General features: G+C 32.8%; 14 protein-coding genes. 6 read left to right on the plus strand and 8 right to left on the minus strand.

The window, feature by feature from the left end:
- Positions 1-72: 72 nt before the first annotated feature.
- From ACQ65T_RS03820 to ACQ65T_RS03850, 7 genes are all read right to left on the minus strand, one after another.
- Positions 73-2,193, minus strand: a complete 2,121-nt coding sequence (locus ACQ65T_RS03820) for a prolyl oligopeptidase family serine peptidase (protein WP_430399776.1) — start codon at positions 2,191-2,193, stop codon at positions 73-75.
- Positions 2,194-2,250: 57 nt separating this feature from the next.
- On the minus strand, positions 2,251-4,452 hold the full coding sequence (locus ACQ65T_RS03825; RefSeq protein ID WP_430399777.1) for a TonB-dependent receptor: 2,202 nt from the start codon (positions 4,450-4,452) through the stop codon (positions 2,251-2,253).
- Positions 4,453-4,535: 83 nt separating this feature from the next.
- Positions 4,536-4,865, minus strand: coding sequence for a hypothetical protein (locus ACQ65T_RS03830; RefSeq protein ID WP_430399778.1), 330 nt, complete (start codon positions 4,863-4,865; stop codon positions 4,536-4,538).
- Positions 4,866-4,872: 7 nt separating this feature from the next.
- Positions 4,873-5,862 carry an aspartate-semialdehyde dehydrogenase gene (locus ACQ65T_RS03835; RefSeq protein WP_430399779.1) on the minus strand — a complete coding sequence of 330 codons (990 nt, stop codon included), beginning with the start codon at positions 5,860-5,862 and terminating at the stop codon, positions 4,873-4,875.
- Positions 5,863-6,005: 143 nt separating this feature from the next.
- A complete protein-coding gene (gene mscL, locus ACQ65T_RS03840) occupies positions 6,006-6,413 on the minus strand; it encodes a large conductance mechanosensitive channel protein MscL (RefSeq protein WP_430399780.1) in 408 nt (135 codons plus the stop codon).
- A 57-nt stretch (positions 6,414-6,470) separates the two neighbouring features.
- Positions 6,471-8,912 carry a bifunctional UDP-N-acetylmuramoyl-tripeptide:D-alanyl-D-alanine ligase/alanine racemase gene (locus tag ACQ65T_RS03845; protein WP_430399781.1) on the minus strand — a complete coding sequence of 814 codons (2,442 nt, stop codon included), beginning with the start codon at positions 8,910-8,912 and terminating at the stop codon, positions 6,471-6,473.
- 5 nt (positions 8,913-8,917) lie between these two features.
- Positions 8,918-9,508 carry a thymidine kinase gene (locus ACQ65T_RS03850; RefSeq protein ID WP_430399782.1) on the minus strand — a complete coding sequence of 197 codons (591 nt, stop codon included), beginning with the start codon at positions 9,506-9,508 and terminating at the stop codon, positions 8,918-8,920.
- A gap of 188 nt (positions 9,509-9,696) precedes the next feature.
- On the opposite strand from ACQ65T_RS03850, the gene ACQ65T_RS03855 reads away from it, so the two are divergent.
- The 5 genes from ACQ65T_RS03855 to ACQ65T_RS03875 all read left to right on the plus strand — a co-directional run bounded on the left by ACQ65T_RS03855 (position 9,697) and on the right by ACQ65T_RS03875 (position 14,996).
- A complete protein-coding gene (locus tag ACQ65T_RS03855) occupies positions 9,697-10,587 on the plus strand; it encodes a hypothetical protein (protein WP_430399783.1) in 891 nt (296 codons plus the stop codon).
- Positions 10,588-10,633: 46 nt separating this feature from the next.
- Entirely contained in the window at positions 10,634-11,311 is a 678-nt protein-coding gene (rsmI, locus tag ACQ65T_RS03860) for a 16S rRNA (cytidine(1402)-2'-O)-methyltransferase (RefSeq protein ID WP_430399784.1), read from the plus strand.
- A 197-nt stretch (positions 11,312-11,508) separates the two neighbouring features.
- Positions 11,509-11,931 (plus strand): OsmC family protein, encoded by a 423-nt coding sequence (locus ACQ65T_RS03865; RefSeq protein ID WP_430399785.1) that lies wholly within the window; start codon positions 11,509-11,511, stop codon positions 11,929-11,931.
- Between the two features lie 103 nt (positions 11,932-12,034).
- Positions 12,035-13,735 carry a single-stranded-DNA-specific exonuclease RecJ gene (recJ, locus tag ACQ65T_RS03870; protein ID WP_430399786.1) on the plus strand — a complete coding sequence of 567 codons (1,701 nt, stop codon included), beginning with the start codon at positions 12,035-12,037 and terminating at the stop codon, positions 13,733-13,735.
- Positions 13,728-14,996 (plus strand): MFS transporter, encoded by a 1,269-nt coding sequence (locus ACQ65T_RS03875; RefSeq protein WP_430399787.1) that lies wholly within the window; start codon positions 13,728-13,730, stop codon positions 14,994-14,996. The genes recJ and ACQ65T_RS03875 overlap by 8 nt, the downstream gene beginning before the upstream one ends.
- Here ACQ65T_RS03875 and ACQ65T_RS03880 read toward each other — a convergent pair.
- Positions 14,993-15,745, minus strand: coding sequence for a UDP-2,3-diacylglucosamine diphosphatase (locus tag ACQ65T_RS03880; protein WP_430399788.1), 753 nt, complete (start codon positions 15,743-15,745; stop codon positions 14,993-14,995). The two genes, ACQ65T_RS03875 and ACQ65T_RS03880, sit on opposite strands and share 4 nt — an antisense overlap.
- A 161-nt stretch (positions 15,746-15,906) precedes the next feature.
- Between ACQ65T_RS03880 and ACQ65T_RS03885 the strand changes: the two genes are divergently transcribed.
- The gene (locus ACQ65T_RS03885) at positions 15,907-22,035 is read left to right on the plus strand and encodes a gliding motility-associated C-terminal domain-containing protein (RefSeq protein WP_430399789.1); all 6,129 of its coding nucleotides are present in this window, start codon (positions 15,907-15,909) and stop codon (positions 22,033-22,035) included.
- The last annotated feature ends 16 nt before the right edge of the window (positions 22,036-22,051 follow it).

Here is a 22,051-nt window from a genome sequence, read left to right on the forward strand (position 1 = left end):
TTATTTAAAGAAATTATATAAAAAAATCCCGATTCAACTTGAATCGGGATTTTTTGTTTTTAACTAATAAAATTATTTCAATTCTTTAATTCCCATATTATACAATGTAAACGCCTGCATGTCTACAAATTCTTGTATTGTTGCCGCTACCGATTTTCCAGCACCATGCCCCGCATTTACATCAATACGAATTAATGTTGGGTTAGAACCTGTTTGTTTTGCCTGTAATTCTGCAGCAAATTTAAAACTATGTGCAGGAACTACTCTGTCATCATGATCTCCAGTAGTTACCATTGTTGCAGGATATTTTGTTCCTGCTTTTACATTATGTACTGGTGAATATCCTTTCAAATAATCAAACATTTCTTTGCTTTGTTCACTTGTTCCATAGTCGTAAGCCCAACCAGCACCAGCTGTAAAAGTATGGTAACGCAACATGTCTAAAACACCAACGCCTGGCAATGCTACTTTCATTAAATCAGGTCTTTGTGTCATCGTTGACCCAACTAATAATCCTCCGTTTGAACGACCAGAAATCGCTAAATAATCAGAAGAAGTATATTTCTCTGCAATTAAATATTCAGCCGCAGCGATAAAATCGTCAAATACATTTTGTTTTTGCATTTGTGTTCCTGCATTGTGCCATTTTTTACCATATTCACCACCACCACGTAAATTAGCAACCGCATAAACTCCACCGTTTTCTAACCACACTGCATTGGCAATACTAAAACTTGGCGTTAAACTAATGTTGAAACCGCCATACCCATATAACATTGTTGGGTTTTTTCCGTTTAATTCAGTTCCTTTTTTATAGGTAATTATCATTGGAATTTTTGTTCCATCTTTCGAAGTATAAAAAACTTGTTTTGATTCGTAGTCTTCACTTTTAAAATCTACTTTTGGCTTGTTATACACTTTAGAACTTCCAGTTTTTGGGTCAAACGAGTATATTGTACCAGGTGTAACATAATTAGTGAAAGAATAATATAAAGTTGTTTCTTCTTTTTTACCACCAAAACCACCAGCAGAACCAATTCCTGGTAATTGTACTTCACGAACTAGTTTCCCGTTGTAATCGTATTGTTTTATTTGCGAAACAGCATCTTTCATATATTCGGCAAAAATAAAACCACCACCCGTTGAAGGAGATAAAACATTCTCCGTTTCAGGAATAAAATCTACCCAATTTTCTTGATTTGGTTTTGCCAAATCAAAAGTAACAATGCGTTTATTGGGAGCATTATAGTTCGTTTCTACATAAAATTTAGTTCCTACATTGTCTAGAACATTATTATCATTTTCAAAATTATTAACAATGTTTATAATAGGCCCGTTTTTAGCTAAATCTTTATAATACAATTCATTTCCTGAAGTAGAAGTTGCTCCTGAAATAATTAAATAATTTTCATCTTCAGTAACATAACCGCCTACATATCTTCTTTTTTCTTTTAATCCAAAAATAACTTTGTCGTCTTTTTGAGCAGTATTCAGTTTATGGTAATACAGTTTATGCTGATCTGTTTTAGCAGAAAGTTCACTACCTTTTGGCTTATCATAACTTGAGTAATAAAATCCTTCATTTTTATACCAAGAAACGCCACTGAATTTAATATCCACAATTGTATCACCAATAATTTCTTTAGTAGCTGCATTTAAAACAATAACTTTACGCCAGTCGCTTCCGCCTTCTGAAATAGCATAAGCAACAAGTGAACCGTCTTTTGAGAAGTTCAATCCGCCAAGAGAAGTTGTTCCGTCTTTAGAAAAAGTATTTGGGTCTAAAAAGACTTCTTCGTTTCCTTGAGCATCTTTTCTATACACAACCGATTGATTTTGTAATCCATCATTTTTGTAGAAATAGGTAAAATCACCTTCTTTAAATGGAGCTGAAATTTTTTCGTAATTCCACAATTTTTCCATTCTTTCTTTCAATTGCTTTCGGAAAGGTATTTTTTCCAAATAACCAAATGTTACTTCGTTTTGAGCTTTTACCCACGCTTTTGTTTCCTCACTATGATCGTCTTCAAGCCAATAATATGGATCGTTTAACTTTTCTCCAAAGTAAGTAAAAGTAGTGTCCACTTTTTTTGTCTCAGGATATTTTACTGTCATGTCAATTTCTTTGATTTCTTCTTTTTTACAAGCAACAAAAGCAGCGGCTGTAAATAATAAGATAAATGATTTTTTCATAATAATTCTTTAGGTTGTTGAACAAATATAAATAATTGAAATCTAAGATGTTGTTAATTAAAAATCAAAATTTAATCCTAAAACGATATTCCTGCCTATATTTGGAATACCATCATTTTTTAATCGTGATAAATGAGCAATGTAATTTTTATCAAATAAATTGTTTGCATTTAAATAAACATCTACTTTTCTTTTTCCAAAATTTATTTCTCCACCAAAACCAATGTTTACCAAAGTATAGTCTTTAGATTGTGTTTCAAAATCACTTGTGTTATTTTGGTTTAACGTATGGTTTATTTGTGCTGAAATGTAGTTTTTTTGGAACCAGTTAGACAAGTTGAAGTTCGTTTTTAAATTGTTTTTCCATTGATTTGCAGGAATTAATGGAAGATAATCTCCGTTCTCTTGTTTAGCTGTTACGTTTTCAAAACTACTTGTAAAATGTAACCAATCTAAAGGATGTGGATGAAAGTGAATTCCTGCTTCACCACCAAATAAATACGCATTGTTTTGAACGTAATTGTACACATCATTTCCGTCTATAGTATTTCCATTTGGTTCAATATAAATATAGTTGTTTACATGATTGTAAAATCCGTTAACAAAAATTTCAAAATGTTCGCTGTTGTATTCCAAATTTAAATCAGCTTGAAAATTTTGTTCGTTTTTTAGGTTAGAATTTCCAATTTCATAACGATTACTTCCTTCATGAACTCCGTTTGAAGTTAATTCAGATAAATTTGGTGCTCTAAAACCAGAAGCTAAATTGAATCGAGTTGTGATTTTTTCAGTTAGGTTTGTTTTGTATCCCAAAGCAAAATTAAAACTTTCAAATTGTTTGTCTATCGCTTCAAAATAGCCTTCGTCTCCAAAATTTCCATATTCTGAAGTTGAAATGGATCTTTTATCAAAACGAATTCCTGCCTGAATAGCGTTTTTATTCCATTCGTAATTTGAAGTCATAAAAGCACCAAAATCGTTTATTGTTGCATCAGGAATTAAGCGTTCTTCGCCAAAGTTTAAATTGGTTTGATGCATTCCTTGAACACCAATAATGGTTTCAATATTTTTCCATTTTGGGAAATAGTATTTGATGTTATAGTTTGCTGTTTTTAATTTCATATGCAAAGCTGTTTCATCTATGTCTTCTAATTCTTTTCTGTTGTTAAAAATATAACCTAAATCTGCTTCTAATTTTGAGTTTTTGAAATAAAATTTTTGGTTTACACTTAAAATATGATTGTCAATATCTTGTTTCGGAAACAACGGATTTCTAAAACCTGAATTTTCAATATCTTCTTCAGGTAACCCTAAATTTAAGTTGTTGTAATTATATCTAAAATCGGTTGAAAAATGCGAATTAGAATAACCAATTCCGTATTTTAAATCTTTTTCAATAGAACGCGTGTTGATGATTCTATCTCCAATAGGAACTTTGTAATCCGCTTGAGAATTGTAATTTCCTCTAATTAAAAATTTCCAGTTTCCAGGTGTTGATTTATAACCAAAAGAAGTATTGGTTCCTTGAGTATTGCTTGAAAACTGTTGTAAAAAATTTCCTTCTGATTTTCCATATTGGGCGTATTTTTCTGGATTGAAATAGACTACCCCTCCAATTGCATCTGAACCGTATAATAAAGAAGCAGGACCTTTAATGATTTCTACACTTTCAATTCCAGAAGCACTTAACCCGAGTCCGTGTTCTTCTCCAAATTGCTGATTTTCTAATCGAATTCCTTGTGTATAAACTAAAACTCTCGATGCACTTAAACCTCTAATTACAGGCTTTCCAATAGAAGTTCCGGTTGAAATTTGATTTACACCTGGAGTTTCAGTTAATCCATTCATTAAAGTTACATTTCCATTTTTACGCATTTCTTTAACAGATTGATGTTCTACTTTCATTACATTTTGCGATTGTATTTTATTGAAAGCAGTTGAAACAATTACTTCATCTAAATGTTGTTCTTTTTCTTGAAGAATAAAATTTAATTCAGCAGTAGAAGTACTGTTTATCTTTTTTGTTTTTTGCTCGTAGCCTAATAAGTGTACAATTATTGTTATTTCGCCATTAGGAACATTTTCAAATGTATAAACTCCCAACTCGTTTGTTTCTGTAAAGGAATTATTTTCGGTAATGTGCACAACTGCATGTTGTAAAGGAACGTTGTTTTCTGTTGTTATTTTTCCATTAAGTTTGTTTTGTGAAAAACTTAATATTGATGTAAATAGGATAATGAATTGAATTGTTTTTTTCATTGTAGTTTAATTAAAATATATATACAATTTGCTACAACTTAAAATAAAGTTGAAGCTTATTTCTTGCAAAGGCAAATAGTAAATTAAACTAGAAAAGGTGGTCCTCTTTGTGAAAATAAACTCCCGCAAAATGAATTGAAATTTTCTTTAACTGAAAATTGATACGGGATCTCAAAATGAGGAGGAAAGAAAGTAAAAGAGAAAACTTCAGGAGAAAGAAAACTGGCAAATTTGAAATCACAAACGGGACAATGTTCTTTCTCTGATAAGTTTTTTGTAAACGTTTTTTCTAAAGAAACAGGTTTTGTTTCTTCGTGTTTATGGTGTGAAAAAGTATGTAGCGATTGATAACTAACGGCAAATAATACCGAAAGCATCAATATAAAATTTAATATTCCAAACTTTTTCTTCATATAGGTTTTATACCAATTCGTTGGCAACTAAATATTCGGCAATTTGTATGGTGTTAGTAGCAGCACCTTTTCTTAAATTATCAGCTACAATCCACATGTTGATAGAATTTGGCTGACTTTCGTCTCTTCTTAATCTCCCAACAAAAACATCATCTTTTCCTTCCGCATAAATCGGCATAGGGTATGTTTTAGTATCTAAATTGTCTTGTAATGTAATTCCTGAAGTATTGTGCAAAATTTGACGAACATCATTTAATTCATAATCGTTTTCAAATTGCACATTTACAGCTTCACTATGCCCACCAACAACAGGAATTCGAATTGCAGTTGCAGTAACAGCAATTGTTTTATCGTTTAATATTTTTTGAGTTTCACGAACTAGTTTCATTTCCTCTTTTGTGTAGCCGTTTTCTTCAAAAACATCACATTGAGGAATTGCATTTCTATGAATAGGATAAGGATAAGCCATTTCTCCTTTAACTCCATTATACTCGTTTTCTAATTGTTGTACTGCTTTCACTCCAGTTCCTGTAATAGATTGATATGTAGAAACAACAACTCTTTTTATTTTATATTTTGTGTGTAATGGCGCTAAAGTCATTACCATTTGTATAGTAGAGCAGTTTGGATTTGCAATAATTTTATCTTCTTTTGTTAAAGATGAAGCATTAATTTCTGGAACTACTAGTTTTTTTGATGGATCCATTCTCCAAGCAGAAGAATTATCAATAACAGTTGTACCTACTTCAGCAAATTTTGGAGCCCATTCTAATGAAGTTTCTCCACCAGCAGAAAATAAGGCAATATCAGGACGCATTTCTAAAGCAGTTTGTAAACCAACTACTTTATAAGATTTTCCATTCCATTGTAATTCTTTACCAACTGATTTCTCAGAGGCAACTGGAATTAATTCTGTTACCGGAAAATTTCTTTCTGCTAATACCTTTAACATTATTTCACCAACCATTCCGGTTGCGCCTACTACTGCTACTTTCATTTTTTTATGAATTTGGAATACAAAAATATAGAATATTCTTTTGTAAAAAGAAAGTTTATACAATTTTCACAAAACTTTATCAAAAAGAAAAATCCCGCTGATTAAGCGGGATTTAGTTAGAATATGTATTGTAGCGTATTTTACTATTTTTTTAATAAATCTCTAATTTCAGCTAATAATTCTTCTTGTGATGGTCCAGCAGGAGCAGGAGCTTCTTCAACAACTGGTTTTTTAGATTTGTTGTATGCTTTTACAATCATAAACATTACAAAACCAACGATTAATAAGTTTACTAATGTGTTAACCCAAGCACCATAACGTATAGCAACTTCAGCAACTTCAGCAACTCCTTCAGAAGCAGCTACGGCTTCAGTTAAGATTACTTTTTTATCAGCGAAATCTACACCGCCGCTAAAATAACCCACGAAAGGCATTACAATGTCGTTAACAAATCCATTTACAACTCCGCCAACAGCGCCAGCCATAATTACAGCAACAGCAAACTCAACTACGTTTCCTGTCATAATGAAATTTTTAAACTCTTTTAACATATTTATTAGTTTGATTAGTTATTAATAAGCTAATTTAACAAAAAATTTAACAATTGATTAATTTTTATAAAAAATTCTCTTTACCCTTTGAGATATTCCTGTAAGAATCTCATAAGAAATGGTATTTGTTTTTTCTGCTATTTCATTCACTCTTAATTGCTCTCCAAAAATAATTACTTCGTCGCCAGGGTTGCAGTTTATAGAAGTTACATCAACCATAAGCATATCCATACAAATATTGCCTAGAATTGTCGCTTTTTGATTGTTTATTAAAACATATCCTATTCCATTTCCCCAACCCCTTCTAATTCCATCTGCATAACCAATAGGAATTGTTGCCACTTTAATTTTTTCTTTAACTAAATATTTTCTGCTATAGCCAATACTTTCGCCATTTTCAACTGTTCTAATTTGCGAAATAATGCTTTTTAACGTGCTTACATTTTGTAAGTGTTTATTTTCTATAGTTGAATTTCCGGCTCCATAAAGTCCAATTCCTAATCGAGCCATTTCCATTTGAAAATGCGGATAATTAAAAATCCCAGAAGTGTTTAAAATATGTCGGATTGGTTTTTTATGTAAAACACTAATTAGCTCTTTATAAAACTTTTCAAACCGATTAAATTGTAACTCGGTGAAATCTTTAAAAGTAATATCGTCAGAAGCTGCTAAATGCGAAAAGACACTTTTAACTTCAATAAAATTGTTGTTCTTTAATAGTTTTTTCAATTCAGGCAATTCATGTGATTCAAAACCCAATCGATGCATGCCAGTATCCACTTTTAAATGAATAGGATATGAAATAATGTTTTGCTGTTTTGCGATTTTTAAAAATGCTTGTAATCCTGTTATTGAATATATTTCAGGCTCTAAATCGTAAGCTATCATGGCATGAAAGCTACTATTTTCTGGATTCAAAACCATTATTGGAACTTTAATTCCTGATTTTCTTAATGCAATTCCTTCATCTGCAAACGCAACGCCTAAATAATCAACATTGTTGTGCTCTAGAAGTTTAGCTATTTCATAACCTCCATTTCCATATCCAAAAGCCTTAACCATAACCATGATTTTAGTTTTGGGAGCCAATTTTGATTTGTAAAAGTTAAGATTATGACTTAAAGCATCAAGATTAATTTCTAAAACCGTTTCATGATTTTTTTCTTCTAAAACCACAACAATTTCATCAAAATAAAAATTTCGAGCTCCTTTAATTAAAATGGTTTCATTTTCAAAAGAATCTAAATTAAATTGCTTTAAAAAATCACTTGTTGTAGAAAATGAAATTACATTTGGAAGATCATTTAAATAACTACTAATGGTTTCTCCAATTGTAATTATTCTATTAATTTTGTTGCTTTTTATTGCACTTGCAACTTTTTGATATAATTCATTTAATGGTAATCCGCCTTGAAAAACATCAGAAAGAATGATTGTCTTTTTACTGTGGAGTTTTTGTTGTTCTAGGAAATCTAAAGCAATTTGCAATGATTGATAATCAGACGAATAAGAATCATCAATTAGTAAACAATTATTAATTCCTTTTTTAGCTTGCAATCGAAGTTCAATAGGATACAATTGCTCAATTCGTTCTTTAATATCTTTTGTACTGTATTTTAAAAACAACATTGTAATAATACAAGTTGTTGCGTTATTTATGGAAGCATCATCATTAAAAGGGATCGAAACTTTAAAGTCAAGGTTCTTCCCTGTAATTTCTATATCTGTAAGTTTATTACTCTTTATTTTTTTAGATAAAAAATAATCTGCTTCTTTGTTTTCAAAACTCCAAGTAATTGTTGGTGAACTGATGTGTTTTTCTACTTCTGCATTTTTTTCTAAAAGTACAACTTCACAATTTCTAAAAAGTGCTGTTTTTTCTTTAATTTTTTCAGCCAAATTCTCGAAACTTTCATCATGAGCATTTCCTAAATGAGTAAAAATTCCAATATTGGGTTGAATGATTTCTTGAAGTTTTTCCATTTCTCCTTTTTGAGAAATACCGGCTTCAAATATTCCTAAGTTATGATTTTCGTTGATTCCAAAAATGGATAATGGAACACCAACTTGTGAATTATAACTTTTCGGACTTCTTACAATTTTAAAATCGGGACTCAAGAGAAAATTAAGCCATTCTTTTACAATCGTTTTTCCATTACTTCCTGTAATTCCTATGGTTGGAAACTGAAATAAATTTCGGTAATAAATTGCCGTTTTTTGTAGCGCTTTTAAAGTGTTTTTTACTACAATAAAATGCGCTTTATCTTTTAAATGTATTGGTATATGTTCTACAACAAAAAAAGAGACACCTTTTTCAATGAGTTGTTCAATATATTGATGTCCGTCGTGATTATTACCTTTTAAAGCAAAAAAAAGTGTTCCGTTGTTGTTTTGCAACGAACGGCTGTCAATAGAAATATTTTCAACATTAAAATCAGGAAATTTTTCTTGATTTTTAATGTCTAAAGTAGATGTAATATGTTGTAAAGTATAATTCAAAGAAACTATTTTTCTGAGTTTTCTCTTAATGCTTTGTAATAAGCAGCTCTACTTAGTGGTTCGTATTCTTCTGTTTCACCAAGCATTACTAACTTGTCATTTTCAGACTTTCTAAAGCTATAATTTGCCAAATTCCCTGTACGTGTACAAACGGCATGAACTTTCGTTACATATTCAGCTGTTGCCATCAAAGAAGGCATTGGCCCAAAAGGATTTCCTTTAAAGTCCATGTCTAGTCCAGCAACAATAACTCTAATTCCACTATTGGCTAAATCATTACAAACCGCAACAATTTCATCGTCAAAAAATTGAGCTTCATCAATACCTACAACATCGCAACCTTGAGCAAGTATTCTTATGTTTTCTGCAGCAGGAACAGGCGTGGAACGAATTTCATTTTTATTATGAGAAACCACCATTTCATCATCATAACGAGTGTCTACTGCAGGTTTAAAAATTTCTACTTTTTGCTTAGCAAATTGTGCTCTTTTTAAACGACGAATAAGTTCTTCTGTTTTTCCAGAAAACATTGAGCCACATATCACTTCTATCCAGCCAAATTGTTCGTGTTGATTTACTGTATTTTCAAGAAACATTTTGTATATTTCGGTCAATTAATATTATAATCCACTATTTTTGTAGTCGAAACAAACTTACGTAAATTTACACTAAAGACAAACAATATAAGTTTTTAAGTAAGTTCTTTAATTTCAAGTTTTAAAATAATATTTTTACAGTAATTTATAATTAATCAACTACAATTCAATTTCTATTCCTTTACGTTATGAAGAAAAAGTTAGAAGCAGAACTAATTAGCATTGCACACCGAGTTTTGAAGTTAAAAAACCGTTCTGAAACGGTTCAACTGCATGAAGAGACAAAAAAATTGTATGATCAATTAACGGTTTTGCGTTTTTATGAAGAAAATATTGCTATCGCTGAAAAAGAGATTTCTCGTGAAGATTTAGAGCAGAAATTAGAAAATCCAAAAGTTACTGATGTAATAGAAAAATCAGTACTTGAGGAAAAAATTGAAGAACCAGTTGTTGAAGCTAAGACAGAAGAACCAGTTGAAGAATCAATTATTGAAGAGGAAGTTGTAGCGGAAGCTGAAGACGAGCAAGAAGTTGAAGAAGAAATGGCTTTAATTCACGAAGATGACATCAAGCAACCGCAGTCGGTTTTATTTGATGATGTTTTTGCTGGAGATTTTCAAGAACCAGATTTTGTAAAAGTAAACGATGTTCCTGTAGAAGTAGAGCAAGTTGCTGAATTAACCTTTGAAGCGGTTGAAGAATCAAAACCTGAAATAGCTGAAGATTTGTTTGAAGCAAAAGAGCCAAAAGAAGAAGCTGTTGCAGAAGTTAAAAAAGAAATTGTAATTGAAAAAGTCCCTGAAGTCGTTTTTGAAGAACCAAAAACAATGTCGCTTAACGACAGATTAACTAAAGGAATTAATATAGGGTTAAATGATAGAATTGCTTTTGAGAAAAAATTATTTGGAGGAAGTTCAGATGATTTTAACCGAGTGCTTTCTCAATTAAACACATTCGATTCTTTTGATGAAGCGCAAGGATTTATCAACGATTTCGTTAAGCCAGACTATAATAATTGGGATGGAAAAGAAGAATTTGAAAATCGTTTCTTAGAAATAGTAGAAAAAAAATTCAATTAATTGTAGCTTAACCTAAAACCCATTACCTAAAACCAAAAACCCTTTTATGGGAAAATTATATTTAGTTCCAACACCAATAGGTAATCTTGAAGACATGACTTTTAGAGCAATTCGCGTTTTAAAAGAAGTCGATTTAATTTTAGCCGAAGACACACGTACCAGCGGAAAATTGCTAAAGCATTTTGAAATTGCAACACACATGCACAGTCACCACATGCACAACGAACATAAAACCGTTGAAAATTTGGTAAAACGCATGCAAGCGGGTGAAATAATTGCTTTAATTAGCGATGCTGGAACACCTGCGATTTCAGATCCTGGTTTTTTGCTAACGCGCGCTTGTGTAGAAAACGGAGTGGAAGTAGAATGTTTGCCAGGCGCAACAGCATTTGTCCCTGCTTTAGTAAACAGTGGTTTACCTAATGATAAATTCGTTTTCGAAGGATTTTTACCCGATAAAAAAGGTCGTCAAACGCGTTTTTTGGCTTTAGCCGAAGAAACAAGAACCATGATTTTCTACGTTTCGCCTCATAAATTAAATAAAACGCTGGCCGAATATGTGCAATACTTTGGTGCCGACAGACCAGTTTCTGTTTCTCGTGAATTATCGAAACTACACGAGGAAACCGTTAGAGGAACCGCTGAGGAAGTGCTAAAGCATTTTGAAGTCAAACCTGCAAAAGGCGAAATTGTGGTTTGTGTTGGCGGGAAGAGTTTGAAGTAGGTTTTTTTATGAAAAAAACTTCTAAAATTATATTTCTAATTACAATACTTTCCTTTATTATTGGAATTACAATTGCATTTCGTGGATTTAAAAATGCAAATACTTTTTTTATAATACTTGGAATCTCCATTTTTTCTATTGGATTAGCAGGGGTTGTAAAATTATACAATGAGTAATTTAATTAAAAAAAGAATAAAATGTCTATACACAACGTAACTACAACTTGGAAAGGAAAAATGCAATTTGAATCTACAAATTCTAGTGGTGAAACTGTATTAATCAATGCCGGAGAAGAAAATGGTGGCGAAGGAGCGGGTTTGCGTCCAAAAGCAATGATGCTTTCTGCTTTAGCTGGTTGTTCGGGTCTAGATGTAGCTTCATTAATAGAAAAAATGAAGTTAGAAGTTGAAGATTTTAAAATTGAAACATCTGCAAATTTAACCGAAGAACATCCAAAAATTTATGACCAAGTAACGGTTGAATATCATTTTTATGGAGCAAATTTAAACGAAGCAAAATTACAGCGTGCTGTTGATTTATCAGTAGAAAAATACTGTGGTGTAATGGAAATGTTTAGAAAGTTTGCAACTGTTGAGGTTAAAACTTTTTTTCATAAGTAAAACCTTGTCATTTCGACGCAAGGAGAAATCAGAAAAATAAATTATACATTTGTACTATATAAGCCATTCAAAATAATTCATAATTTTTAATTCATAATTAGGTATGCGTTGGAATTTAAAATCAAAGCCCGAAAAACAAAAAGTACAAGCCTTACAAAATGCACTTCAAGTCGATGAAATTATTGCGACTTTACTAGTTCAAAGAGGAATTGAAACCTTTGAACAAGCCAAAACTTTTTTCCGTCCGTCTTTAGACGATTTACACGATCCATACTTAATGAAAGATATGGATAAAGCGGTTGAACGTATTGAAATTGCACTTAAAAATAATGAGAATATCATGGTTTTTGGCGATTATGATGTTGATGGAACAACAGCCGTTTCATTGGTTTCAAGTTATTTACGCACTTTTTATCCAAATGTAGCCACTTATATTCCAGATCGTTATGCCGAAGGTTATGGAATTTCATATAAAGGAATTGACTATGCCGAAGACAATGGAATTAAATTAATTATAGCTTTAGATTGCGGAATAAAATCGATTGAGCATGTAAATTATGCTGCAGAAAAAGATATTGATTTTATCATTTGCGATCACCACCGACCTGGAGATAAATTGCCTAATGCAGTTGCGGTTTTAGATCCAAAACGTGAAGATTGCTCCTATCCTTATGACGAATTATGCGGTTGTGGTGTTGGGTTCAAATTAATTCAAGCTTTAGGTCAAAATAGAAACCAAAAAACGGAAGATTTAGTTTCTTATTTAGATTTGGTGGCTACTGCAATTGCTGCCGATATTGTTCCTATTACGGGAGAAAATAGAACGTTAGCGAAATTTGGATTAGAAGTGATAAATTCTAATCCAAGACCTGGAATAAAAGCATTGATTCAGTCTATAAAAAAGAAAGAAATTACCATAACCGATGTTGTTTTTGTTGTGGCTCCTCGTATCAATGCTGCTGGTCGAATTAAACATGGTGATTATGCGGTGCGTTTGTTAACGGAATTCAATTTGGCTCAAGCCGAAGAGTTTGCCAAAGAAATTGAAGACAATAATAACGAGCGTAAAGGATTAGACAAACAAATTACCAAAGAAGCTTTATTACAAATTACCGATTCAAACGAAGAAAATCGATTTACTACTGTGGTGTATCAAGAAAATTGGCACAAAGGAGTAATTGGTATTGTAGCTTCTCGATTAATTGAAACGTATTATAGACCTACAATTGTTTTTACTAAAAGTGGCGATAAATTAGCTGCTTCTGCTCGTTCGGTTAAAAATTTTGATGTATATAATGCGTTGGAAACTTGTGCTGAACATTTGGAACAATTTGGCGGACATATGTATGCAGCCGGAATGACGCTTTTGGAAGAAAATTATGAAAATTTCAAAAATGCATTTGAAAAAACAGTTCAAGAAACTATTCATCCTGATTTATTAGTTCCTGAATTAGAATACGATGCTGAAATTAGTTTGACTGAACTGAATCCAAAATTGATGCGAATTTTAAAACAATTTGAACCTTTTGGCCCTCAAAATATGACACCCTTGTTTTTAGTAAAAGAAATAACGGATTCGGGTTATGCAAAAAATTTAGGTTCAGATGACGAACATTTAAAAGCGTTTGTCAAGCAAGATAATTCAGAAAGTTTTGGAGCAATTGGTTTTAAAATTGGAGATAAATTACCACTTGTTAAAAATTTGCAAAAGTTTGATGCAATTGTTTCTTTAGAAGAAAATGAATGGCGAGATGTTGTAACTTTGCAGCTTCAATTACGCGACATCAAACCTTCAAATGGCTAAAAAAGATCCTTACGCAGCATTACGATTTAAAGAATTTCGCTTCTTTCTTTCCATGCGATTTGCATTGGTTTTTGCGTGGTCCATGCAATTTGTAATTATCGAATGGGAAGTTTATAGTTTAACAAAAGATCCACTTTCTTTAGGAATTATTGGTTTAATGGAAATTATCCCCGCTGTTTCCATGGCTTTGTTTGCAGGGCATATTGTTGATCAGAATGAAAAAAGAGGTTTATTAATGAAATGCCTTCTGGGGTTTTCAATTATCAGTTTAGGACTTTTTTTGGTAACGGTTCCCAGTGTTGTTGAGTCACTTTCTACAGTATCAATATTAGGAATTATTTATGCTTTGGTTTTTTGTGGAGGATTGGTAAGAGCATTTATAGGGCCTACCGTTTTTTCACTTTTATCTTTAATAGTACCTAAGAAAAATTATCCAAATGCAGCTACTTGGAGTAGCTCAACGTGGCAAATGGGTTCTATGTTTGGTCCCGCTTTAGCCGGGGTTTCTATTGGAATTATAGGAGTACATTGGTCTATGTGTTTGGTTTTTGGATGTACTTTATTTGCATTGTTTTGGTTAGCCCAAATTTCTAAAAAACCTATTTTAAACCCGAAAATTGGAGAACCCATATTTCAAAGTTTAAAACAAGGGGTAAAGTTTGTATTCAATAATAAAACTATTTTAGGAGCTATTTCTTTAGATATGTTTGCTGTTTTATTTGGAGGAGCAGTTGCCTTATTACCCATTTTTGCACAAGATATTTTAAAAGTTGGTTCTGAAGGTTTTGGAGTTCTTCGAGCTGCACCAGCAGTAGGTTCTATTGTAACCATGTTGGCTGCTGCTTATTTCTCGTTGAATAAAAATGCGGGTATAAAGTTGTTGACAGCCATATTTGTATTCGGACTTTGTATAATTGTTTTTGGTATTTCAGAAATATTTTGGATTTCTGTTGTAGCCTTATTTTTAAGTGGTGCTGCAGATGGTGTTTCAGTTGTAATTCGAAATACAATTTTACAATTACATACACCAGATAATATGCGCGGAAGAGTCTCTTCTGTGAACTCTATTTTTGTAGGTTCTTCAAATGAATTAGGTGCTTTTGAAAGTGGAGTAACTGCCAAAATAATGGGCGTTGTTCCTGCTGTGGTTTTTGGTGGATGCATGACTTTAGCGACAGTTTTTGGCACAGCTATTGTTTCACCTTCGTTTAGAAAATTAGATTTAGAAAAAGAAGTAGAAGAATTAGAACAACAAGATTAGTTTTTGTACTCTTTTAATTCGAATGTTTCTCCATCAAAAACTCCATAGGTAAAGTAACCTATCCAATCTCCTAAATTTACATATTTAGAATTTTCAGCTACATCAATAATCATTGGTAAGTGCCTGTGTCCAAAAATAAAATAATCGTAGTGATTGGTTTCTAATTTTCGTTTAGCATACTGTACTAACCATTCATTATCTTCTCCAAGAAATTTCACATCTTCGGCTCCTGATATTAATTTATTTTTGACGGATAAATATTGTGCTAATTTCACACCAATATCGGGGTGTAACCAACGAAATAACCATTTAGAGAAAGGATTGGTAAAGACTTTTTTCATGCGTTTATAACCTTTGTCTCCTGGGCCTTTTCCATCTCCGTGTCCAATTAAAAACGACTTTCCATTAAATGTAAACTCTTTATTGTCATGATAAACGGGAATATTTAATTCTTTTTGAAAGTAATCATGCATCCATAAATCGTGATTTCCAACAAAAAAATAGATTGGAATCCCAGAATCTCTTATTTCAGCTAATTTACCTAAAACCCTTACAAAACCTTTAGGAACTACTGTTTTGTATTCAAACCAAAAATCAAATAAATCTCCTAAAAGAAAAATAGCATCAGCATCTTTTTTTACTTCTTCTAACCAAGCAACAAACCTTTGCTCTCTAGGAAAACTTTTTTCTGAAGTAGGCGCCCCAAAATGTTGGTCAGAAGCAAAGTAAATTTTAGTTTTTGGTTTCAAATTGATTTATATTAATGTTTGCTCCAAAGTTAATGATTTTTAACAATGTTAATTAGTTCTTTTTATCGATGTTTTTGCACACTTCATCGATACATAATTGTGTCGTTAAAATTATTGTTAAATTTGATGATTAATCAAACCACAATAATAAATTATACAGAATGAAAAAATTATTACTTTTTTTCATGTCATTATTCACTTTTTTAAGCTACGGACAATTGTCTGAAGGTTTTGAAGGTGCGACATTTCCACCTACTGGCTGGACTACTTTTGACAATGGAATTGGTCTAACGAGAAGTTGGGGAACTACTACAGCGACAGGATTAGGATGGGTTTATGCAGGAGGGAAAGCTGCTATTATTAACAAAGAAGATGTTCCTTCAGGAATTGCTGAAGACTGGATGGTTACCCCGTTAGTTACAGTTCCTACAAATGGGCAACTCCGCTTTTTTGCAAGATCTATAGCCAATGGAGAACAGGGAAGTATATATAAAGTTAAAATATCCACTGCTTCTCAGAATAATCCAGCAGATTTTACAACTACACTTGTAACTTACACAGAATTAGACATCATAAATGCTCCATTTGAGCAGAAAATTATTCCATTAACTGCATATGTGGGTCAAAACATCTACATAGCTTTTGTAATGGAAAATGATAATGGAGATGCCTGGATTATAGATAATGTTAATGTTGATGAACAATGTTTTGCGCCAACAGCATTAACAGCAACTCCATTAGCTACATCAGCAAATTTAAACTGGACTTATACTGGTTCTGCAACTCAATTTGCTATAGAATACGGGCCTGCTGGTTTTGTTCAAGGAACTGGGACTATAGTTTCTCCGGTAACAAGACCTTATAATTTAACAGGTCTTTCACCATTAACAAATTATACTTATTATGTAAGGGCATTATGTGGAACTGATAATGCAAGTCCTTGGTCAACGGCTATGAACTTTACAACAACAGCTTCACCACCAGTTTGTGGTGGTAATTTTGTTGATTCTGGTGGTGTATCAGGAAATTATTCTAATAGTCAGAATATTACAACAACTATATGTCCTACAAATCCAGGTGATTTTGTAACAATAACATTTACATCATTTAATCTTGAAAATAATTTTGATTTTTTAAGAATTTATAATGGTAATAGTACCGCGGCTCCATTATTAGGAACCTTTACAGGGGCTACTCTTCCACCTTCATTTACTTCTACTGCAGCAAACGGGTGTTTGACATTTAATTTTACTTCAGACGGAAGTGTTACTGCTCCTGGTTGGACTTCTAATATAACTTGTGCGCCACCACCAACTTGTCCTAGGCCAACTTCATTAATTATGTCGTCAGTAACTTCAACTACTGCAAGTGTTGGATGGACTGAAACAGGTTCTGCAACACAATGGGAGGTAATATGGTTGCCTGCAGGTTCACCAGCTCCTACAGCAGGTTCAATAGGAACAATTACAGGCTCAAATCCATTTATTATTACTGGATTAACTTCTCAGACTGCTTATGACGTTTATGTAAGGGCTATATGTACTCCTTCTACAGATTTAAGTTTATGGTCTGTAAAAGCCTCATTTACAACACAACCTTTTTATTGTGCGGGAGACAATTTTTATGACCAAGGAGGGCCTTCTGGAAATTATTCGAATAGCCAGAATATAACTACAACAATTTGTCCTGATAACCCAGGTGATGTAGTTGTAGTTCAATTTATAAGCTTTGCACTTGAAAATAATTTTGATTTTTTAAGAATTTATGACGGGGATAATACTGCAGCTCCACTTTTAGGAACTTTTACAGGTAATAATTTACCTCCACAGTTTATTTCTTCGGCGCCAAGTGGTTGTTTAACATTTAATTTTACATCTGATGGGTCCGTTACGGCTGCAGGTTGGAATGCAAATATAATTTGTTCTCCTCCTCCTACATGTCCACAACCAACTTTATTATCTGTATCGAATATTTCAGATACTGAAGCTACTTTATCATGGACAGATACATATGTAGGTGTTTCTAACTGGCAAATTGTTGTTCAACCTCTAGGAACAGGATACCCTACTGGTGCATCTACAATAATTAATGCAAACTCGAATCCATTTACAGTTACAGGGCTAAACCCAAACACGCAATATGAGTATTATGTTTTATCTGATTGTGGATCTACAGACGGCTTAAGTTTTTGGTCTGGACCTCGCGCTTTTAACACTTTATTTGCGGGGTGCAGCGGTTCAGCTCCTGCTGGAAATGATTGTCCAACAGCAGCTCCAGTTTGTAATTTAGATGGATATTGTGGAAATACGTCTAACACATATACAGATATTTCTTGGGCAGAATTAGATACCGCATTTTGTGGTTCAATTGAAAACAATTCATTTTTAACATTTCAAGCTACAGCAACCTCAATAACAATGGATGTTAATGTTGGAAACTGTACAAGCGGAAGTGGAATTCAGTTTTTCGTATTTACAGCTGCAACATGTGGAAGTGGTCCGGTTACTGGAATTAACTGTTTCTCTCCAATGAATCCTGGAGTTAACGGATTGGCGTTTAATGGGCTGACAATTGGTCAAACTTACTACCTAATGATTGATGGATTTGCAGGAGCAGTTTGTGATTATTCTGTTACTGTAACTTCAGGTGGCTCAACTTCTACAGATGTTGAATTGAATCCTGTTAACCCAACTATTTGTATAAATGAAACAATTAATTTAACAGCAACAGGTGGAAATGGTATTTATAATTGGACACCAAATACAGGGTTAAGCGCAACAACAGGTTCTACGGTTACATTTACTCCTCCTGCACCTGGAGTTTATACAGTAAACGTTCAATCTACTGATACAAGTTCACTTTGTGCTACTTCTGATTTTGTTGAAATAACAGTTTTAGATTTAGTAACACCAACATTTGATCCAATAGTACCATTCTGCGTTAATACACTTGCGCCAACTTTACCAGCAACTTCAACAAATGGAATTACTGGTACATGGTCGCCGGCTATAGTAGATAATACGATTTCTGGGGTATATACCTTTACTCCTGATTTAGGTCAGTGTGCAACACCAGTAGATGTTTCAATTACCGTAAACTCGGAAATAGTACCTTCGTTTGTTTCACCAGCTCCTATTTGTTCTGGAGATACAGCTCCTGTACTTTCAAATACTTCAAATAATGGAATTACAGGAACTTGGTCTCCTGGAGTAGTTGATAACTTAAATTCAGCTACATATACATTTACTCCAGATTCTGGCCAGTGTGCTTCAGTAGTCACTTTAGATGTTCAAGTATTAGCAACTTGTACTTTTGGTACTATTGCAAGTGCAGTTTTATTAGATGATTGTAATACTGTTGCTAGCGGTGAATTTTTTAACACAACTTCAGGTTCTCAATCTATTGGTGCGGTAATGAATGTGTTTTCAAATAGCGACTTAGGTACATATGTTCAATCTTCTGGAAACCTTATTTTCAATGGTGCGGAGTTAAGAACTTTCAAAACAGCAACTTCAAATGTTTGTAGTGCTAGATTAAATTATAGGGTGTACGAAGTTTCTTCAGTGCCTGGCTCTTTTACGATAGTAAACTTACCTCTACTTGAAGACTGTACAACAGGAACTTATCCAACAGGTGGTGCTTCATGTTCGAATGGAGATCAGAGATGGCAAGAAGTAAGCGCTGCAATTGATTTAACAACAAATACACCTGGTAATTATATTATTGAGGTTTATTATGATGTTACTGGTGATAATGATAATCCTTCGCAATGTGATGACTCACTTGTTTTGGATAATGGTGGGGCTTATTACTCTGCTACATTCTCTATTCAATCAACACCTTCTTTTGTTTCATCTAGCCCAACAACCTGTAACGGAACTGAAGGTTCTATTACAATATCTGGATTTACACCTGGAGATACATATAGCGTATCTTATACTCAAGATTCAACTCCTGTAGGTCCGATAAATTATATTGCTAATGTTGCAGGAGATATTATAATTTCAAATTTACCAGCTGGAGTTTATTCAGGATTTAATTTTACAATTAACGGTTGTAATATTTCTGATGCTATTATAATTACTTTGGTTAACCCAGTTTATAATCCAACATTTAATCAAGTTGGACCATTTTGTGTTGGAGATGTAATTGTTTTACCTTTAACTTCTATAGAAGGTTTTACCGGAACATGGTCTCCAGCGGTAGATAATACACAAACAACTACGTATACTTTTACACCAGATCCTGGTCAGTGTGCAACCGTATTTTCAACATATACAGTTACCGTTAATGCTGCACCTTCAGTAACTAATGTTACTTCAAACACTCCAATTTGTTTTGGGGAAGATGCAACTTTTACTGTTACTGGAACTGCAAATGCAAGTTTAGATTATACCCTAAACTCTATTGCGGGAGCAACTGTGTTTGACACAACAGGAGTCGCAACAATTACAGTAATTTCACCACCAGTAGGGAATGTAGTTCTAAATCTTATAAATATAGACAATGGAGCTTGTAGTACAGTATTAACAAATTCATCTACAGTAGTAGTAAGAGCATTACCAACTGTTACAAGTTTAAATGCAGTTAATGCTTCAATATGTTTAGGAAGTGATGCCGAATTTACAATTCAAGGTACTGCAAACTCAACAGTTACTTATCAAGTTAATTCTGGAAGCAATGAAACAGTAATTTTAAATGCTTCTGGACAAAGTGGTACAATTTTAGTTTCTAATCCAACTACTGATGTAGTTATTCAATTAATTGATATTAATGATGGATCTTGTTCTAACACTTTGAGTAATTCAATTACAATAACGGTTAATTCTGTTCCAACTCCAACGATTGATGTTACTTCATTACCAACATGTCCTAATCAAACGGCTGATTTTGAAGTGTTATCTCCATTGAATATGCAATTGAATACAGCGGGAGATTTATTTATTTCAGAAGTTACGGATGCCGCAACTGGTGCCCTTACTTATGTAGAAATATATAACGGAACAGGTTCTACAGTTGACTTAAGTAATTATAAATTAAAAGTATTTACTAATGGAATTGTTGCTCCAGCTTGTGATCTTGTATTAACAGGAAGCATATTGAATAATGACGTTGTTGTCATTAAATTAAGCTCTAGTGCAAATACAGGAGGAGTTCTTCCAGATTTAAGTTTTACAACTTGTGGAGGAGTTAATAATAATGATCAAATATCATTAGCTACAAGTACCGATGTTATTATTGATACATGGGGAATTAATGGTGTTGTATTTACTCCTGGAGTTGGATATACTTACAGAAGGTTAACTACCGCAAGTCCACTTCCAAGTACTACTTGGAATGCTGCAGATTGGTCAGTATTAGACCCTGAAGATTATACAGATGTAGGATTTTATTCTCTTTATGTAACAGATTATGAATACATATTAGACAACGGAACGACTTCAACAACTCAAACAAGCACTACTTTTACAAGTATTGCTCCTGGCACTTATACTTTAGTTGCTCATGACTTAATTACAGGTTGTTTCTCGGATCCATTTACATTTACAATAGATCCATTTGTTTTTGCAAATCCAGTTACAACTTTTACATACGTTTCGCCAGTTTGTATTATTGATAGTGTAAATCCACTACCAGATACTTCAGTTGCTGGTTTTAATTCAGGAGGAACTTTTACAGGTAATAATAGCAATATAGTAATTGACCCTTCAACAGGTGAAGTAGATTTATCTTTAAGTTTCCCTGGAACATATATTATAACTTATACTTTTGCCCAAGACCTTACAAATTGTATAAATAGTGGAACTAGTCAATTTGAATTAGTAATTAATGCAGCTGAAATCCCAACATTTAACGATGTAGAGGTTTGTGTTAATTCAGATTTTCAATTACCTCTACAATCATTAGAAGGTTATTCTGGGACTTGGTCACCGGCAATAGTTGACGTTTCGGTTGTTGGTTCTACTACCTACTATTTTACACCTAATACTTCTTGTAATCAAGTTGGCGAACTTACAGTTCTTGTAGAGAATTGTACTATTCCAAAAGGTATTTCTCCAAATGGAGATGGATTAAATGATAACTGGGATTTATCTAGTTTTAATGTTAAAAAGGTTGAAATCTTTAACAGGTATGGTAAGGAAGTTTATTCTAAAACTAATTATGTTGATGAATGGGTTGGAAAATCTAATAATGGTAATGAATTACCGGATGGTACTTACTATTTTGTAATACAATTTAATGATATGGCTTCTAAGACAGGTTGGATTTATATTAACAGAGAGCAATAAAATAAAACTTTGTACT

The sequence above is a fragment of the Flavobacterium sp. genome, assembly GCF_965284515.1.
In the GTDB taxonomy this organism is placed as follows: Bacteria; Bacteroidota; Bacteroidia; order Flavobacteriales; family Flavobacteriaceae; genus Flavobacterium.

Coding starts and splice junctions, on each gene's coding strand:
- ACQ65T_RS03820 (WP_430399776.1), bottom strand. CDS start 2,193: ATGAAAAAATCATTTATCTTATTATTTACAGCCGCTGCTTTTGTTGCT.
- ACQ65T_RS03825 (WP_430399777.1), bottom strand. CDS start 4,452: ATGAAAAAAACAATTCAATTCATTATCCTATTTACATCAATATTAAGT.
- ACQ65T_RS03830 (WP_430399778.1), bottom strand. CDS start 4,865: ATGAAGAAAAAGTTTGGAATATTAAATTTTATATTGATGCTTTCGGTA.
- ACQ65T_RS03835 (WP_430399779.1), bottom strand. CDS start 5,862: ATGAAAGTAGCAGTAGTAGGCGCAACCGGAATGGTTGGTGAAATAATG.
- mscL (WP_430399780.1), bottom strand. CDS start 6,413: ATGTTAAAAGAGTTTAAAAATTTCATTATGACAGGAAACGTAGTTGAG.
- ACQ65T_RS03850 (WP_430399782.1), bottom strand. CDS start 9,508: ATGTTTCTTGAAAATACAGTAAATCAACACGAACAATTTGGCTGGATA.
- ACQ65T_RS03855 (WP_430399783.1), top strand. CDS start 9,697: ATGAAGAAAAAGTTAGAAGCAGAACTAATTAGCATTGCACACCGAGTT.
- rsmI (WP_430399784.1), top strand. CDS start 10,634: ATGGGAAAATTATATTTAGTTCCAACACCAATAGGTAATCTTGAAGAC.
- ACQ65T_RS03865 (WP_430399785.1), top strand. CDS start 11,509: ATGTCTATACACAACGTAACTACAACTTGGAAAGGAAAAATGCAATTT.
- recJ (WP_430399786.1), top strand. CDS start 12,035: ATGCGTTGGAATTTAAAATCAAAGCCCGAAAAACAAAAAGTACAAGCC.
- ACQ65T_RS03875 (WP_430399787.1), top strand. CDS start 13,728: ATGGCTAAAAAAGATCCTTACGCAGCATTACGATTTAAAGAATTTCGC.
- ACQ65T_RS03885 (WP_430399789.1), top strand. CDS start 15,907: ATGAAAAAATTATTACTTTTTTTCATGTCATTATTCACTTTTTTAAGC.